The organism is Nocardia sp. NPDC051900 (genome assembly GCF_044452545.1).
In the GTDB taxonomy this organism is placed as follows: Bacteria; Actinomycetota; Actinomycetes; order Mycobacteriales; family Mycobacteriaceae; genus Nocardia; species Nocardia sichangensis.
The window spans coordinates 15,330-31,815 of the sequence record NZ_JBITBU010000007.1; the positions used below are offsets into that span (position 1 = coordinate 15,330).

16 protein-coding genes are annotated in these 16,486 nt (G+C 68.7%); 4 read left to right on the forward strand and 12 right to left on the reverse strand.

What is annotated here, in order from left to right:
- Window positions 1-7 precede the first annotated feature (7 nt).
- The 6 genes from ACIA5H_RS13015 to dapE form a co-directional block, all read right to left on the reverse strand.
- On the reverse strand, window positions 8-946 hold the full coding sequence (locus ACIA5H_RS13015; RefSeq protein WP_355080402.1) for a glucosyl-3-phosphoglycerate synthase: 939 nt from the start codon (window positions 944-946) through the stop codon (window positions 8-10).
- Complete coding sequence (gene folP / locus ACIA5H_RS13020) at window positions 943-1,827, reverse strand: dihydropteroate synthase (RefSeq protein WP_379255963.1); 885 nt, start codon at window positions 1,825-1,827, stop codon at window positions 943-945. Before folP ends, ACIA5H_RS13015 begins: the two co-directional genes overlap by 4 nt.
- Before the next feature lie 229 nt (window positions 1,828-2,056).
- Window positions 2,057-3,826: a long-chain-acyl-CoA synthetase gene (locus ACIA5H_RS13025; protein ID WP_397076072.1), complete on the reverse strand. Its 1,770-nt coding sequence runs from the start codon at window positions 3,824-3,826 to the stop codon at window positions 2,057-2,059.
- 4 nt (window positions 3,827-3,830) lie between these two features.
- Window positions 3,831-4,400 carry a TIGR00730 family Rossman fold protein gene (locus ACIA5H_RS13030; RefSeq protein WP_379255965.1) on the reverse strand — a complete coding sequence of 190 codons (570 nt, stop codon included), beginning with the start codon at window positions 4,398-4,400 and terminating at the stop codon, window positions 3,831-3,833.
- Entirely contained in the window at window positions 4,394-5,203 is an 810-nt protein-coding gene (locus ACIA5H_RS13035) for a TIGR00730 family Rossman fold protein (protein ID WP_397076075.1), read from the reverse strand. Before ACIA5H_RS13035 ends, ACIA5H_RS13030 begins: the two co-directional genes overlap by 7 nt.
- A 271-nt stretch (window positions 5,204-5,474) precedes the next feature.
- A complete protein-coding gene (dapE, locus tag ACIA5H_RS13040; protein ID WP_397076077.1) occupies window positions 5,475-6,578 on the reverse strand; it encodes a succinyl-diaminopimelate desuccinylase in 1,104 nt (367 codons plus the stop codon).
- 344 nt (window positions 6,579-6,922) lie between these two features.
- Between dapE and dapD the strand changes: the two genes are divergently transcribed.
- Window positions 6,923-7,870: a 2,3,4,5-tetrahydropyridine-2,6-dicarboxylate N-succinyltransferase gene (gene dapD / locus ACIA5H_RS13045; protein ID WP_379255967.1), complete on the forward strand. Its 948-nt coding sequence runs from the start codon at window positions 6,923-6,925 to the stop codon at window positions 7,868-7,870.
- 45 nt (window positions 7,871-7,915) lie between these two features.
- On the opposite strand, the gene ACIA5H_RS13050 is transcribed toward dapD, so the two are convergent.
- The gene (locus tag ACIA5H_RS13050) at window positions 7,916-8,302 is read right to left on the reverse strand and encodes a PPOX class F420-dependent oxidoreductase (protein ID WP_355080388.1); all 387 of its coding nucleotides are present in this window, start codon (window positions 8,300-8,302) and stop codon (window positions 7,916-7,918) included.
- 45 nt (window positions 8,303-8,347) lie between these two features.
- Window positions 8,348-9,766 (reverse strand): acyl-CoA synthetase, encoded by a 1,419-nt coding sequence (locus ACIA5H_RS13055; protein ID WP_397076080.1) that lies wholly within the window; start codon window positions 9,764-9,766, stop codon window positions 8,348-8,350.
- A gap of 137 nt (window positions 9,767-9,903) precedes the next feature.
- Between ACIA5H_RS13055 and ACIA5H_RS13060 the strand changes: the two genes are divergently transcribed.
- Both ACIA5H_RS13060 and ACIA5H_RS13065 read left to right on the forward strand, forming a co-directional pair.
- Window positions 9,904-10,755 (forward strand): oxygenase MpaB family protein, encoded by an 852-nt coding sequence (locus tag ACIA5H_RS13060; protein WP_397076082.1) that lies wholly within the window; start codon window positions 9,904-9,906, stop codon window positions 10,753-10,755.
- Between the two features lie 111 nt (window positions 10,756-10,866).
- Window positions 10,867-11,586: a hypothetical protein gene (locus tag ACIA5H_RS13065; RefSeq protein WP_379255971.1), complete on the forward strand. Its 720-nt coding sequence runs from the start codon at window positions 10,867-10,869 to the stop codon at window positions 11,584-11,586.
- 2 nt (window positions 11,587-11,588) lie between these two features.
- Here the strand turns inward: ACIA5H_RS13065 and ACIA5H_RS13070 are convergent, their stop codons facing one another.
- Entirely contained in the window at window positions 11,589-12,221 is a 633-nt protein-coding gene (locus ACIA5H_RS13070) for a TetR/AcrR family transcriptional regulator (RefSeq protein ID WP_397076085.1), read from the reverse strand.
- A gap of 168 nt (window positions 12,222-12,389) precedes the next feature.
- Between ACIA5H_RS13070 and ACIA5H_RS13075 the strand changes: the two genes are divergently transcribed.
- Complete coding sequence (locus ACIA5H_RS13075) at window positions 12,390-13,253, forward strand: oxygenase MpaB family protein (RefSeq protein ID WP_379255974.1); 864 nt, start codon at window positions 12,390-12,392, stop codon at window positions 13,251-13,253.
- On the opposite strand, the gene pruA is transcribed toward ACIA5H_RS13075, so the two are convergent.
- The 3 genes from pruA to fdxA form a co-directional block, all read right to left on the reverse strand.
- Complete coding sequence (pruA, locus tag ACIA5H_RS13080) at window positions 13,254-14,888, reverse strand: L-glutamate gamma-semialdehyde dehydrogenase (protein WP_397076087.1); 1,635 nt, start codon at window positions 14,886-14,888, stop codon at window positions 13,254-13,256.
- Between the two features lie 117 nt (window positions 14,889-15,005).
- The gene (gene dapC, locus ACIA5H_RS13085) at window positions 15,006-16,127 is read right to left on the reverse strand and encodes a succinyldiaminopimelate transaminase (protein WP_397076089.1); all 1,122 of its coding nucleotides are present in this window, start codon (window positions 16,125-16,127) and stop codon (window positions 15,006-15,008) included.
- Window positions 16,124-16,447, reverse strand: a complete 324-nt coding sequence (gene fdxA / locus ACIA5H_RS13090; protein ID WP_014987978.1) for a ferredoxin — start codon at window positions 16,445-16,447, stop codon at window positions 16,124-16,126. The genes dapC and fdxA overlap by 4 nt, the downstream gene beginning before the upstream one ends.
- Window positions 16,448-16,486 lie beyond the last annotated feature (39 nt).

Below are 16,486 nucleotides of genomic sequence, written 5' to 3' on the forward strand. Positions count from 1 at the left end.
GAACGGATCAGGCCGCGGCGCAGGCGGGCCGGAGAGTGTTCATCGGCGGACGGTCCAGCAGGGAGACCTCGGTGCGGTGCGCGGTGAACTCGTCGCCGATCAGCGGGAACTGGGTCAGCGCGGCGCCGGAGTCCTGGATACCGCTGCGACCGAGCACGGTGCCGAGGATCTGGCGGCTCATCACCCCCAGGTCGGCCAGCGGGCGGTTGCGATGCGTGCGCACACCCAGGTTGACCTGGCCGATCGCGGACATGCCGAGCCGGTCGTAGGTGTCGAGCAACAGCCCGATCTCCACCCCGTAGCCCGGGGCGAACGGCACCGAGGTGAGCAGTTCGCGGGTGCCCGCGTACTCACCGCCGAGCGGCTGCAACACCTGCGACAGCTCCGGTCGCAGCGCGGCCAGCAGGGGCCGGGCGACCAGTTCGGTGACGCGGCCGCCGCCATGCGCGTCCACCGCGCCGCCTTGCCGCAACGGCCTGCGGTAATACGCTTTGGCCAGGTGCATGTCGTCCACCGTGAGCAGCGGACCGAGCAGCTTCGGCACGAAGGCGGGATCCGGGTCGATGAGGTCGGAGTCGACGAAGGCGATCAGATCGCCGCTGGTCACCGCCAGCGAGCGCCACAGCACTTCGCCCTTGCCCGCAACCGGCTCCAGCTCCGGAACCGCCTGCTCGCGGCTGATCACCTCGGCGCCCGCGGCGCGGGCCCGCTCCGCGGTGGCGTCGGTCGAGCCGGAGTCCAGCACGATCAGCTCGTCCACCAGCGTGCCGAGCAGCGGCCGGATGCTGGCCACCACGTCGGCCACGGTCCGTTCTTCGTTCAGCGCGGGCAGCACCACCGACACGGTGCGCCCGGCTTTCGCGGAGACGAGTTCGTCCACGCGCCAGTTCGGGGTGTCCCAGGTATTGGTCGTCGCCCAGGCGGGCTCACGGTGTTGAAATGTCATGCCAGACCTCGCAAGGTTCGTGCGGGGGGCCGGATGCCCTGGATAGCGGCGATCATGTCCACGACCCGCCGGGTCGCTGCGACTTCGTGGACACGAAAGACTCTGGCGCCTGCCGCCGCCGACCACGCTGTCGCCGCCAATGTGCCCTCCAGCCGTTCGGAAAGACCGACACCTAGAGTCTCCCCGATGAAATCCTTGTTGCTCAGCGCCATCAAGACTGGCCATCCGGTTTTTACAAGAACGTCGACTCGGCGCAACAGTTCGAGACCGTGATAAGTGTTTTTGCCGAAATCATGCGTCGGATCGATCAGGATCGAATCCCGGCGCACTCCCGCGGCGAGCGCTTCCTCGGCGGCCCGCACCACCGTTTCGGTGACCTCCTCCACCACGTCGGTGTAGCGGACGCGGTGCGGCCTGGTGCGCGGCACCGCGCCACCGGTATGGCTGCACACCACACCCGCACCGTGCGCGGCCGCCACCGGAACGAGATCGGGGTCGGCGCCGGCCCAGGTGTCGTTGATCAGATCCGCCCCCTCGCCCACCGCCGCCAACGCAACATCGGCGCGCCAGGTATCGACGCTGATCAGTAGCTCCGGGTACTTCGCGCGAATGGCCGCGACGAACGGCACCACCCGGCGCGTCTCCTCGGCCGCGTCCACCGAATCACCCGGCCCGGCTTTCACCCCGCCTATGTCGACGAGATCGGCGCCCTCGTCCACCGCGCGCGCCACGGCATCCATGGCCGCCGCATCGGTGAACGTGGCGCCGCGGTCGTAGAACGAGTCCGGGGTGCGGTTCACGATCGCCATCACGAGCGCCCGATCCGTCGCCACCGGCCGCCCGCACAGCGTGGGAAGCGGGGCCGCGGTCGAGCTGAACATGTCGCTCTCCCGCCTCTCCGCGAATCAGGCCGTACAAATCAGGAGACAGGGATCGCGGACAGGTCGTGTCGCCGGGGCTTGGGCGTACCCCACGAGTGACCCGTGTGCTCACGAAACCAGTGGTCTCCTAATTCTCAGACCGTACCAGTCGAGTGCCACAAGATCAGCCAACAGTCCTCCGGCGGAGGTGGGGGAACCACCGCCACCAGGCTCTTTCCGCAGATGGCCGTCAGCTCTTCGGGGCGCGGCCCGCGGCTACGTCGGCGGCGTAATCGGCGTAGGCGGGGATGTATCCCTCGGTGCGGCCCGCGAGCACGTACAGCGTGCTGTCGGGATCGTCGGCGTAGCCCTGCTTGCGCAGGTCCACCTTGCGGCTCTTGAACGTCGAAGTCTGTTCCAGCTCGTGCACGATGCGAATGAACAGCGGCACGGCGTAACCGGGCAATTGGTCGTAGGCCAGCTTCGCCACCGCCGCACCGTCGAATTCCGCGCCCGGATGCAGCGTCACCGCGGCCATGCCCGCCTTGCCGTCGGTTCCGGGGATGTCCACGCCGTAGACCACCGCCTGCTCGATCGACTCCGCCTTGCTCAGCGCGCCCTCCACTTCGGTGGTCGCCACGTTCTCCCCCTTCCAGCGGAACGTGTCGCCGAGCCGGTCCACGAACGCGATGTGGTGCCAGCCCTGGTCGCGCACCAGGTCGCCGGTGTCGAACCAGACGTCCCCTGATTCGAAGCCGTCGCGCACCAGCTTGGCCTCGGAGGCGGCCTTGTCGGTGTAACCGTCGAACGGGGAGCGGTCGGTGACCTTGGCCAACAGCAGGCCGACGCCACCGGTGCCGACCCGGCGCAGGCGGCCGTTCTTGTCGCGCTTCGCCTTTCCGGTCTCCTCGTCGTACGCCACGACGGCATACGGCAGCGGACCGAAACCCGCCGTCCGGTCCACGCCGAACGCGTTGACGAAGGCGATGTTCGCCTCGCTCGCACCGTAGAACTCCACGATGCGCTCGATGCCGAACCGGGACTTGAACTCGTCCCACAATTCCGGACGCAATCCGTTGCCGACGGCGAGCCGGATCAGGTGCTGCCGGTCGGTCGGCTCGGCCGGCTGGTTGATCAGGTAGCGGCACAGTTCGCCGATGTAGATGAACGCCGTGGCCTGTTCGCGAACGACCTCGTCCCAGAACCGGGACGCGGAGAAACTCCGGCCGAGGGCGAACGTGCCGCCCGCGGCCAGGACCGCGGACAACGCGACCGTGAGCGCGTTGTTGTGGTACAGCGGCAGGCAGCAGTACAGGGTGTCGTTGCCGCGCAAGCGGATTCCCAGGCCACCGAGTCCACCCATGCTCTTGGTCCAGCGCAGGTGGGTCATGACGCTGGCCTTCGGCAGTCCGGTGGTGCCGGAGGTGAAGATGAGGAAGGCCCGCTCGCGCGCGGTGACCTCCGCACAGCTCGGCGGGTCGCCGGCGTCGGCGTCGCGGGCCGCGTCGCGGAGTTCGTCGGCCGCGAGCACGTTGGCGGGCGGTTCGGGCAGCGAGTCGATCGCCTCGGCGCACTCCGCGCCCACCACGTTCAGCACGCTGTCGAGCAAGCCGAGGCTGTGCGCCAGCACCTGGTCGCGCTGATGATGGTTGAGCAATCCGACGGTGGCCCCGAGCTTGACCGTCGCCAGCACGACGAACAGGGTTTCCGGCCGGTTGGTCATCAGCACGCCCACCACGTCGCCGCGCCGCACCCCGCGCGCGGCGAGCACGCTCGCGTACCGGTTCACCTCCGCGTTGGCCTCGCCGTAGGTGTAGCTCGCGCCCTCGAACCGCAGGAACAAGCGGTCCGGATGCCGGTGGGCGTTGCGCTGGAAATACAGCCCGACAGACGACTTGGAATCCGGCGTCACGAGCATGTTCAACGCGTTGCGGAGCATGCCGGGCGCGTCCAGGGCCATCGCGGGGAGATGCCGGGCGAGGTCGACCAAACTCACCGTCGAGCGGGCATCGGTGCTCACGTCTTCAGCTCTCCTCACGGGGTAGGCGCGCCTCCAACGCCGCGAAAGCGGACGGGAGATCGGTCACCACCGTAATCCGGGACAACGCTGTCTGGGGCACGAACTTCCGCTCGTACAACTCGTCCAGCCAGGAGAACAACCCGCGGAAGAATCCATTGGGATCCAGCACAACGACGGGTTTCTCGTGCTGCCCCAGATATCCGCCGGTCCAGGTCTCGAAGAACTCCTCGAGTGTGCCGATGCCGCCGGGCAGGGTGAGGAAGGCGTCGGCGCGGTCCTCCATCACCTGCTTGCGCTGGCGCATGGTGTCGGTGACGACCAGTTCGTCGGCGTCGACGTCGGCGACCTCCCGGTGCACCAGGTGCTTGGGGATCACACCGATGGTGTTCGCGCCGCCGGCGCGCGCCGCGGTGGCGATCGCGCCCATCATCGAGACGTGACCGCCGCCGGACACCAGTTGCCAACCGCGCCGGGCGATCTCGGTGCCCACCCGGGCGGCCAGCGAAAGATAGTCCTGGTCGGTCGTGCTCGCCGAACAGTAGACACAGACGGCGAAAGGCCGCTCGCTCACCACTGATCCTCCGTCCCGATCGCGTCCTCGGCGCCGCCCGCTATCGCGGCCGCCTGAATGATGTTCACGACCTCCTCGACGCTGTCGGTCACGTGCAGCAGTCCGAGGTCGCCCGGAGAGATCTTGCCGGACCCGCCCAGCGAATCGCGCAACCAATCGACCAAGCCGGACCAATACCTGGTGCCGAACAGGATGATCGGGAACCGGGTGATCTTGTGGGTCTGCACGAGCGTCAGCGCCTCGAACAACTCGTCGAGCGTGCCGAAGCCGCCGGGCAGGCAGATGAACGCCTGCGAGTACTTCACGAACATCGTCTTGCGGACGAAGAAGTACCGGAAATTGATGCCCAGGTCGACCCAGTCGTTGAGGCTCTGCTCGAACGGCAGCTCGATGCCGAGACCGATGGAGTAGCCGCCCGCCTCGCAGGCTCCTCGGTTGGCCGCCTCCATCGCGCCGGGACCGCCGCCGGTGATCACCGCGAAACCCGCCCGCGCCAGCGCGGCGCCGATGGCAAGTCCGGCCTGGTACTCCGGGTGGTCGGCGGAGGTGCGCGCCGAACCGAAGACCGTCACCGCTCGGGGCACCTCGGCGAGAGCGCCGAAGCCCTCGACGAACTCGGCCTGGATACGCAGCACGCGCCATGGATCGGTGTGCACCCAGTCCGTGTCGCCGCGCTTGTCCAGCAAATTCCGGTCGGCGGTGCTGACGCCGTCGGCACGGTCGCGGCGGAACATGATCGGCCCGCGGAACTTCGGTGTCGACTTCGGCTTGTTGGCGACCTCACGGTCCGCGGCGTCGGTGGACATGCGTTCCACGCTACCGCCCGGCAGGACGGTCTCACGGGCTGGACGGGAGAAGTCGTCCGATGTTCAGCCGGACGCAGGCGGGGCGAGACGCGGTCGCAATCTGGGCGGACGAGGCGCACGCCACCGCGCGAATCGCCCGGGCGGCGAGACGGAGTCGGGCCGATCGCAGCCATCGGCGGAGATCGACCGCGTGGCCGAGTTGACAGCAACCGGACCTCCAGCGCGCCCGAAAGCATCCGGGCGGAGTCGCCGGGCGCGCAGCCGCAGCCGTTCAGCCGGAAGTGCCGCTCAGGTAGCTGCGCAGCATGGCGGTGACGGCGGCGATCTGGTCGACCGGCACGTGTTCGTCGCGTTTGTGCGCGAGATTGGGATCGCCGGGGCCGAAGTTGACGGCGGGGATGCCGCGAGCCGCGAAACGCGAGACGTCGGTCCAGCCGTACTTCGCGCGCACACCGCCGCCGCCGTGGCGCTGTACCGACGCGATCAGGTCCTTGGCCGCCGGAGCGGTCAGCCCCGGCAACGCGCCCGGCGCCGAGTCGGTCACTTCGAAGGACAACTCGAGCCCGGCGAAGACCTCGCGCACGTGCTCGACGGCTTGGTCGACGGTGCGGTCGGGCGCGAAACGGAAGTTGACGTCCAGCTCGGCGGCGTCCGGCACCACGTTGCCCGCCACGCCGCCGGTGACCCGGACCGCGGACAGACCCTCGCGATAGACGCAGCCGTCGATGTCCACTTCCCGGGCGCGGTAGTCGGCGAGCCGCTGCAAGACCGGGGCCAAGCGGTGAATCGCGTTGTCGCCCAGCCATGCTCGCGCCGAGTGCGCGCGCACGCCCGAGGCGCTCAGCCGCACGCGCAGCGTGCCCTGGCAACCGGCCTCGATCCAGCCGCCGGACGGTTCGCCGAGCACCGCGAGGTCGCCGCTGAGCCAGTCGGGCAGGTCACGTTCGATGTGCCCGAGGCCGTTGAACTCGGCGGCGATCTCCTCGCCGTCGTAGAAGATCAGGGTCAGGTCGTGCACCGGGTCGGCGACGGTGGCGGCCAGATGCAGGAAGACCGCGTCGCCGGATTTCATGTCCACCGAGCCGCAGCCGTAGAAGACCTGTTCGCCCGTCGGGCCCACCGCGAACCGGCCGGGCACGTTGTCGGCGATCGGCACGGTGTCCAAGTGCCCGGCCAGGATCACCCGGGTCGGCAACCCGCGGTGGGTGCGTGCCAGCACCACGTTCCCGTGCCGGAGGATCTCGAAGTCCGTCGTCTGCTCCAGCAGTGCCCGCTCCACCGCGTCGGTGATGGCGGCCTCGTCGCGCGAGACGCTCGGGATGTCAACGAGGGCGGCGGTCAGTGTGATCGGGTCCGCATGCAGGTCGATGGTCACGCGCTTCACCCTACGACCGCTCACCCGCGAGGCCCGCCGGTACCGGTCGGTGTGCCGCCGCATCGTCCGGGACCGTCATCGTGCGCAGGCATCTCGCCTGAGTCGTCCAGGCGATGGTGCGGTCATTCTCGGCCCAGACACTGTTCGGCGTGCGACAGTGCGGCCGTTGCGCGTATCTCCGGTCGGCGCAGTGGTCTCGTTGATCGGGCGATCGAGCGTCGGCGCGACTGCTGACCAGGGCACTCGGCCGACCGGTCCTGGAGCTGGAGGCGTATCGAGCCTGGTGATCGCGGTCTCCGGAGCAGCCGCACCATTGCCGGTGGCGGGTCGGTAACCTCTAGGCCGTGAGTATCCAGGGAGCAGCAGCAATCGGTATCGCCAACGTGACCGCGGACGGGACCGTGCTGGACACGTGGTACCCGAACCCGCAGCTGGGCGAGTTCGCCGAGACCGGCAGCAAGCGGCTGGACGAGGCGCCCGCGGAGTACGCGGCTCTGCTCGGCTTCGACGACGCCCGCGGGGTCGACGTGATCGCGGTGCACACCACGATCGCCGACCTGTCCGCCGCCCCGGTGGACGCGCACGACGTCTACCTGCGCCTGCACCTGCTCTCGCACCGCCTGGTCAAGCCGCACGAGGTGAGCCTGGACGGCCAGTTCGGCCTGCTCACCAACGTGGTGTGGACCAACCACGGCCCCGCCGCGGTGGAGGGCTTCGAGGCCACCCGCGCCAAGCTGCGCGCCCGCGGCCCCGTCACGGTGTACAGCGTGGACAAGTTCCCGCGCATGGTCGACTACGTGCTGCCCTCCGGCGTCCGCATCGGCGACGCCGACCGGGTCCGCCTCGGCGCGCACCTGGCCTCCGGCACCACCGTCATGCACGAGGGCTTCGTGAACTTCAACGCGGGCACCCTCGGCGCGTCCATGATCGAGGGCCGCGTCTCCGCGGGCGTCGTGGTCGGCGACGGCTCCGACATCGGCGGCGGCGCGTCCACCATGGGCACCCTCTCCGGCGGCGGCACCACGGTCATCTCCATCGGCGAACGGTCCCTGCTCGGCGCGAACTCCGGCCTCGGCATCCCCCTCGGCAACGACTGCGTTCTCGAGGCCGGCCTCTACCTCACCGCGGGCACGAAGGTCACCACACCCGACGGCACCTTGGTCAAGGCCGCCGAACTCGCAGGCCGCGACAACCTCCTCTTCCGCCGCAACTCCACCACCGGCGCCGTCGAAGTAGTCCCCCGCAAGGGCACCGGCATCGAACTCAACGCCGACCTCCACGCCAACGACTGAACGTTCCGCGAGTGGCACATGGTGGTGCCACTCGCGGAGTTCGGATCAGGCCGAAGGCGCTTCCGAGAGCCCGAAGGCGATGACTCGGTGGGGATGGATGCGGATCATTTCGCGGGAGACGCCGGGGATGTACGGGTCGACGTCGGTGAGTGCTTCGGCGGTGCCGCGGATCTCGAGGCAGCGGACGCGCCACGGTTGGACCGACGCGACGTCGTCGACGACGAAGGCGACGTGGTCGTTGGTGGCGAGGTTGCGGAATTTCCACGAGTCGCCCATGTTCCAACCCGCGATGTCGATGGTGCCCAGGTCGGCGTTGTAGCGGAAGCCGACGGGGTTGTTCTGCGGGGTGCCGTCGGGCCGGACGGTGGCCAGCCGGCCCAGCCGCTGGGTGTGCAGGTAGTCGATGTGTTCGGTGGTCAGAGTCGCAGTCATGCGCCGACCGTAGAACCTCTACCTAACTCGAGGTCAACCCCGCGGTCAGCCCAGCTTCTTCTTCTGCACCTTGCCCATGGCGTTGCGCGGCAGCGCGTCGACCACGCGGATCTCGCGCGGGCGTTTGTGCACCGAAAGTTCTTCGGCCACATGGTCGATCAACTCACGCTCGGTCGCGGCGCCGCGCAGCACGACGAAGGCGGTGATGCGCTGGCCGAGATCGTCGTCGGGCAGGCCGACCACCGCGGCTTCCGCGACCGCGGGGTGACCGAGCAGCACGGTCTCGACCTCGCCCGCGCCGACCCGGTAACCACCGGACTTGATCAGATCCACCGATTCCCGGCCGACGATGCGATGAAAGCCTTTCGGGTCGATGGCGGCGACGTCGCCGGTCCGGAACCACCCGTCCTCGGTCCAGGTCCGCGCGGTCGCCTCCGGGCGATTCAGGTAACCGTCGAAGAGCATCGGTCCGGACACTTCCAAGCCCCCGATGCTCTCGCCGTCGTGCGGCACCGGAGCACCGGACTCGTCCCGGATCCGGGTGCGCACACCACGCACCGGCAATCCGACCCAGCCCGGTCTGCGCTCACCATCGGCCCGGGTGGACAGCGTGATCATGGTTTCGCTCATGCCGTAGCGCTCGACCGGCGCGTGTCCGGTCAACTCGCGCAATCGCTCGAACACCGGAACCGGCAGCGGCGCGCTACCGGAAACCAGCAGCCGCGCGTCGGCCAATTGCTTCGCCGCGTCGGGGTCGTCGACCACCCGCGACCACACGGTGGGCACGCCGAAGTACAGCGAACCCTTGGCCGCCGCGTACGCCTGTGGCGTCGGCTTACCGGTGTGGATCAGCGGACTGCCCACCCGCAGCGGACCGAGCAGGCCGAGGATCAGCCCGTGCACATGGAACAATGGAAGCCCGTGCACCAGCGTGTCCCTCGCGGTCCAAGCCCATGCCTCGGCCAGGGCGTCCAGACCCGCGGCGATCGCGCCGCGACTGAGTAGCACGCCTTTGGGCAGGCCGGTGGTTCCCGAGGTGTACAGCACGAAAGCCGTGGTGGCCGGGTCGGGTTCGGGGTAGGTGTGCCATGACCTGGCGTGCCGCCGCACCGGCACCACGGGTAGGTGGGCGCCCTCCGGCGCTTTCCCCAGCCACGCCTGAGCGCTCGAATCGGCCAGGATGTGCGCCCGTTCCGCGGTTCCGGAGTCCGGGGGCACCGGAACCACCGTGACGCCCGCGATCAGGCAGCCGACCACCGCGAGCACGGTTTCCACGGTCGGCTCGGCGAACACCGCCACTCGTTCCGCGCGCGCGACGCGTTCGGCCACCGAAGTGGCGGCGCCCAGCAGATCGCTGCGGGAGAGGGTGGCGCCGTCGATGGTGACGGCGTCGGGGATGTCCGCTCCGCCTGCGACGGCGAGCGGGTTCAGGGAGCTGAGCAGCAGCGGCGGACCGAACGGCATTCGCTCACGCTACTTCGCCGGATCAGCGGCGGTGTCGCGGCATCCCGCGCCGGCCGGCGTCGAATGTGACGGTTGACACTCCCGCTGATGTGGTGAGAACGTTGGTGCATAGCTTTCTCAGCACTGCGAGGTCGACGATGACGAGGCCACTTTCCGCGACGCATCGTCCCGAATCGCCGGACTCCTTCGACATCGGGCGATACCTCGACGGCGTGGCCGGCCTGTTCGGCGGCGTCGCGAACGTCATCATGCAGCTGAGCGCTCCTCCGGTCGGTTACGGCGTGCTGGAGAGCACCGTCGACAGCGGAAACGTCATGTTGCATCCGGTCAAACGGCTGCGCACCACGTTGACCTACCTTTCCGTAGCGATGCTCGGCACCGACGAGGAACGCGCCGCCTACCGAGAAGCGATCAACGTCTCGCATCGCCCGGTCCACTCCACCGACTCGAGCCCGGTGCACTACAACGCCTTCGATCCCACCTTGCAACTCTGGGTCGCGGCCTGCCTGCATTGGGGAGCGCGGGATCTGTACGAGCGCATGCACGGCCCGATGGACGAAGCGACGGCCGACGCGTTCTACCGTCTCGGCGCCAGGCTCGGCACCACCCTCCAGATGCCCGCAGCGATGTGGCCTCCCGACCGCCGCGCCTTCGCCGAGTACTGGAGCGCGAATCTCGCGGCGACCAGCATCGATCCGACGGTCCGTGCCTACTTCGACGACCTCATCGACCTACGCATGCTGCCGCGACCCGCGCAGCTGGCTTTCGGGCGCCTGCACCGCTTCTTCGTGACCGGATTGCTGCCCCGGCACCTGCGCGACGAGATGGGGATGACCTGGACCTACCGCGACGAACGCGTACTCGGCCACCTTCTGCGCGCCGTCGGGGCCGCCGAGTCCCGGCTACCGCGAACGATCCGCGCGTTCCCGCTGAACGCCTATCTCCTGGATATGCGCATCCGGCGTCGACTCGGCCTTCGTCTCGTCTGAGCCAACCCTCGTTTCATTCCAGTTACTGGTGGGCAATCGCATCTCGTATTGCTGATCGTGCCTGCACAGCGCCGTCCGACGCGACGTGACGCCACCAGCCAGGAGGAAACGATGGGCTACCGAACGACGTTGACCGCGCTGATCGCCTGCGGGTTCCTGGCGCTGGCCGCGCCGGTCGCCCGTGCCGACGAATCCGCCGAAACGGAAGTGGCCGCAGTGCCGCCGCGCACGGCGATCTCCGTACGCACCTCGGTCGGCATCGGCTGGGGAACACCGAACGAACACGAGTCGCGCTCCAGCCTGTCGCTGTCCAAGCTCTTCCTGGCCGACTACGCCCTGCGCCACGGCGACGGCTCGGCCGAGGACCGCATGCTGGGCGAGCAAATGATCCGCTACTCAGACGATGGAGCCGCGACCGTGATGGAGGCCAAGTATCCACAGGCCATCGCGGCCATCGCCGCCGAATACGGCCTCGCCCAGACGGTGCCAGGACCCAGTTGGGGCGCGGGGGCGACCAGCACGGCGAACGTGTCCGACTTCCTCGCCACCAAATTGCGCACCGATCCCGGATCACCGATCTTCGGATGGATGGCCGCAGCGGGATCGACGGCCCGAGACGGCACCGAGCAGAACTGGGGCACGGCACGATGGCCCTTCGTCCAGGGCAGCAAATGGGGCTGGTCGGATTTCGGCGAGCCGGAGGTCGCCTCGACGTCCTACGGCCCCGGTTTCGCGGTGACCGCGCACACCCACGGCACCGCGGCCGAGCAGACCGCGGATGTCATGGCCGCGCTCGGGGCGATGCTCTTCGGCCTTCCGCAGCACCGCTGACGTCAGCGCACCCGGAAGGACACCACGACGTGGTCGCGGGCGAACTGCCGGATCGATGCGTCGTCGCCGAGCGGGATCACGGTCTGCGGGGTCAGCGCCAGTGACAGCGCGGTGCGAGCGATCATCTCGGCCAGCGGCTCCGGATCGTATTCCGGCAACTTGCCTTCCCGCTGCAACCGCGTGACGAACTCGGCCAGGTAATCCCGGCCGAGTTCGATGACCGGCGCGCCCTGGGTGGTGAGGTACGGCAGCACGAGTTCGGGCTCGGTGGCCAGCAGCCGGTGGATCAGCTGGTTTCCTCGTAGGCCGTTGATGAACGCGGCGAAAAGTTCGACGATCTGGTCCTCGGCGCTCGCGTCGCGATCGACCTGACGCTGGAGCGCGGCGTCGACCTCCTGGATGAAGTCGCGCGTCTGCCGCAGTCCGACGGCCCGGATCAGATCGGATTTGCTCGCGAAGCGGCGGTAGAGCGTGGCCAGCGACAATCCGCCGCGACGCGCCACTTCCACCATGCTGGTGCGCTTGATACCGAAGTCGAGGAACGCCAGCAGCGCCGCGTCCAGTACCCGCGTCTGGTTGCGATCCTCCGGGGCGGCGCTGCGCACCAGCGGCAGCAGCCTGGTCAGCCTGGCCATTCCTCAACCCTATCCGCGACAGCGACACGATGACACTTTCAGCATTGCACACCATCACCGCCTATCCCCGGCGATTGACAGCCCACCGAGTCGATGAGAAAGTTAGGACATTATCTTCTCATCGACCGATTCTCTGGGATCGGGCGGACACGAAAGACGAGGTCGACGATGACCGCGCCGCTGCGCACCGCCGAGCACGAACCGGATCCGAGCCAGACCCTCACCCCCGAGACGGTCGCGCAGTACGTCGACGGCGTCGCCGCGTTCCTCGGCGGCGCGGCGAACGTCATCATGCAGTTGAGCCTGCGCCCGGTCGGCCGCGGCGTGCTGGAGAGCACCGTCGACAGCGGCAAGGTCACGCTGCACCCGATCAAGCGGCTGCGCACCACCCTCACCTACATCGCCGTGGCGCTGCTCGGGTCGGATGACGAACGCGACGCCTACCGGGAGGCCGTCAACGTGTCGCACCGGTCGGTGCGCTCCACCGCCGCGAGCCCGGTCAAGTACAACGCCTTCGACCCGAATCTCCAGCTATGGGTCGCCGCGTGCCTGTACTGGGGCATCGATGACCTCTACACCCGGATGCACGGCCCGATGGACGACGCGACCGCCGACGCCTTCTACACCTACGCCGCCCGCCTGGGCACCACCCTGCAGATGCGGCCGGAGATGTGGCCGGTGAATCGCACGGAGTTCCAGCGGTACTGGGACGAGAACCTGAAGCAGCGCGGCATCGAGCCGGAGCTGCGGGACTACTTCAACGGTCTGATCGACCTGAAGATGATGCCGCGACCGGTGCAGGTGGTCTTCGCCGGATTGCAGCGCTTCATCGTCACCGGCCTGCTTCCCCAGCACCTGCGCGACGAGATGGGCATGACCTGGACCGACCGCGACCAGCGGCGGTTGGACCGGCTGCTGCGGATCCTCGGAGCCGTGCACGGCCGGCTGCCCGCGGCGGCACGCATGTTCCCGCTCAACGCCTATCTGTTCGACCTGCGCAGGCGCCTGCGGCAGGGAAAGCCGCTGGTCTGATCACCTCTCCATGTGCGGGTAGCGGAAGTCGACGGGCGGCACGAAGGTCTCCTTGATCGTCCGCGGTGCGACCCAGCGCAGCAGGTTCAACGGCGAGCCCGCCTTGTCGTCGGTGCCGGAGGCGCGTGCGCCGCCGAACGGCTGCTGCCCCACCACCGCACCCGTGGGCTTGTCGTTGACGTAGAAGTTGCCCGCCGCGAAACGCAGTGCGGCGTCGGCCTCTTCGATCGCGTACCGGTCCTGCGCGAACACCGCTCCGGTCAGCGCGTAAGGCGCAGCCGACTCGACTTCGGCGAGTATCGCACTGTAGGAGCCGGGTTCGGCGTCGTCGTAGACGTACACCGAAAGGATCGGGCCGAAATACTCGGTGGCGAACGATTCGTCGTGCGGATTGTCGGTCAGGAATACGGTCGGCCGGACGAACCAGCCTTCGCTGTCGTCGTAGGTTCCGCCGACCGGGATGGTGACGTCCGCGTCCGCGGCGCGCCGGATGGCCGCCGCATTCTTGTCGTACGCGCGCCGATCGATCAGCGCTCCACCGAAATTCGACAGATCCGCGACGTCGCCGTAGCTCAGCCGGTCGGCGTCGTGCAGGAACTCGTCCCCCATCGCGCGCCAGACCGACCGCGCGATGTAAGCGCGCGAGGCCGCCGAGCACTTTTGACCCTGATACTCGTAGGCGCCGCGAATCAGGGCGGTGCGCAGCGCGCCGGGGTCGGCCGAGGAGTGCGCGACGATGAAGTCTTTGCCGCCGGTCTCCCCCACCAGGCGCGGATAGCCCTGATACCGACCGATATTCGTGCCCACTTGCTGCCAGAGGTACTGGAACGTCTTGGTGGAACCGGTGAAATGGATACCGGCCAGCCGCGGATCGGCCAAGGCCACCTCCGACAGTTGCACCCCGTCGCCGGTGACCATGTTGATCACGCCGGGCGGCAATCCCGCCGCCTCCAGCAGCCGCATCGTGTGGAACGCCGACAACGTCTGCGTCGGCGACGGCTTCCACACCACCGTGTTGCCCATCAGCGCGGGCGCGGTCGGCAGATTCCCGGCGATGGCGGTGAAGTTGAACGGTGTGATGGCGTAGACGAACCCTTCCAGCGGCCGATAGTCCATCCGGTTCCACACCCCGGCGCTGGAGCTGGGCTGTTGCTCCAAGATCTGCCGCGCGAACGCGACGTTGAACCGCCAGAAGTCGACCAGCTCGCACGGCGCATCGATCTCGGCTTGCTGGGCCGACTTCGACTGCCCGAGCATGGTGGCCGCGGCGATCGTCTCCCGCCACGGCCCGGCCAGCAGGTCCGCGGCGCGCAGCAGCACCGCGGCGCGCTCCTCGAACGGCAGCGCCCGCCACCCCGGGGCGGCGGCCATCGCGGCGTCGATGGCTCCGTGCGCTTCCGAATGGGTGGTGTCCGTGTAGGTCCCCAGCACGTGCCGATGCCGATGCGGTGTGACGATGTCGTGCCGTTCGCCGAGGCCGGGTCGATGCTTGCCGCCGATGACCAGCGGCACGTCGACGGGTTCCGCGGACAGCTCGGCCAGCTTGCCGAGGAGTAACTCCCGTTCGGGGCTTCCCTGCGCGTAGGAGTGCACCGGCTCGTTGCCGGGCGTGGGGACAACCGTGACAGCGTCCATACCTCAGGCTAGCTCGCCGGGCAGGGCGGGCGCGGACGCCGACACGCCTCGCTGTGCCCGTTGCGCGACCGCGGCCTCGAGCGATGGCCGCGCCCGCGCGCAGCGACGACGAAGGTGTCAGCCCGCGGCGAGCCGTTCGGCCGCCGCCGCGATCCGCTCGTCGGTCGCGGTCAGCGCGATCCGCACGTGCTCGCTCGCGCCGGGGCCGTAGAAGTCGCCGGGCGCGGCGAGGATGCCGCGATCGGCCAGCCATTCCAACGTGGTCCGGCACGGCTCACCACGCGTCGACCACAGATACAGGCCGGCCTCGGAGTGATCGATCCGGAAACCCGCGGCCTCCAGAGCCTTTCGCAACACGTCGCGTCGGGCGCGGTACCGCTCGCGCTGGCGCGCCTCGTGCGCGTCGTCGCTGAGCGCGGCGGTCATCGCGGCCTGGATCGGCAACGGCACCATCATGCCCGCGTGCTTGCGCACTTCGAGCAGTTCCGCGACCAGCTCCGGGTCGCCCGTCACGAATCCGGCGCGATAGCTGGCCAGGTTGGAGGTCTTGGACAACGAATGCACGGCCAGCAGGTTGGTGTGGTCGCCGTCGCATACCTCGGGGTCGAGCAAGGAGACGCCGCGACCCTCCCAGGTCAGTCCCAGGTAGCACTCGTCGGAGGCGACGATCACGCCGCGCTCCCGCGCGAAGGCGACCACTTTGCGCAGATGTTCGACGCCGAGTATCCGGCCGGTCGGGTTGGACGGCGAGTTCACGTAGATCAGCGCGGGCGTCTGCGGACCGAGCCGGGTCAGCCCGTCCGCGCGCAGCACCTGCGCGCCCGCCAGCAGCGCGCCGACCTCGTAGGTGGGGTAGGCGACCTCGGGGATGACGACCAGGTCGCCCGAGCCGAGCCCGAGTAGCCGGGGCAGCCCCGCGATCAGCTCTTTGGTGCCGATCGCGGGCAGCACGGCCGCGGGCTCGAGTCCGGTGATCCCGTAGCGCCGCTTCAGCGCGTCGACCGCGGCCGCGCGGAGCTCGGGGGTGCCATGCGTGGTCGGGTAACCGGGGACCGCAGCGACGGAGTTCAGCGCCGTCCGGATCAGCGGGTCGACCGGGTCGACCGGAGTGCCGACGGACAGGTCGACGATCCCGCCGGAGTGGGCGGCCGCCTTCACCTTCACCGAAGCGATGGTGTCCCAGGGAAAATCGGGCAGCAGACTGCTGACCCGGCCACGCGGTGACACGTCAGGTCTCACTCACTCGCCATCGGGGGCAGTTCCTTGATGAACGGCGGGTCGTAGTCGACCTTGCCGACCTTGGTCGCGCCGCCGGGCGAGCCCAGCTCGTCGAAGAAATCGACGTTGGCGTTGACGTATCCGCTCCACTGGTCCGGGGTGTCGTCTTCGTAGAAGATCGCCTCCACCGGGCACACCGGCTCACATGCACCACAGTCCACGCATTCGTCGGGATGGATGTACAGCATGCGACCACCCTCGTAGATGCAGTCCACGGGGCATTCCTCGATGCATGCCTTGTCCTTCACGTCAACGCACGGTTCAGCGATGATGTACGGCACTGCCGCTCTCCTAGTCTGTCCTCGCCTGCGGGATAGTCC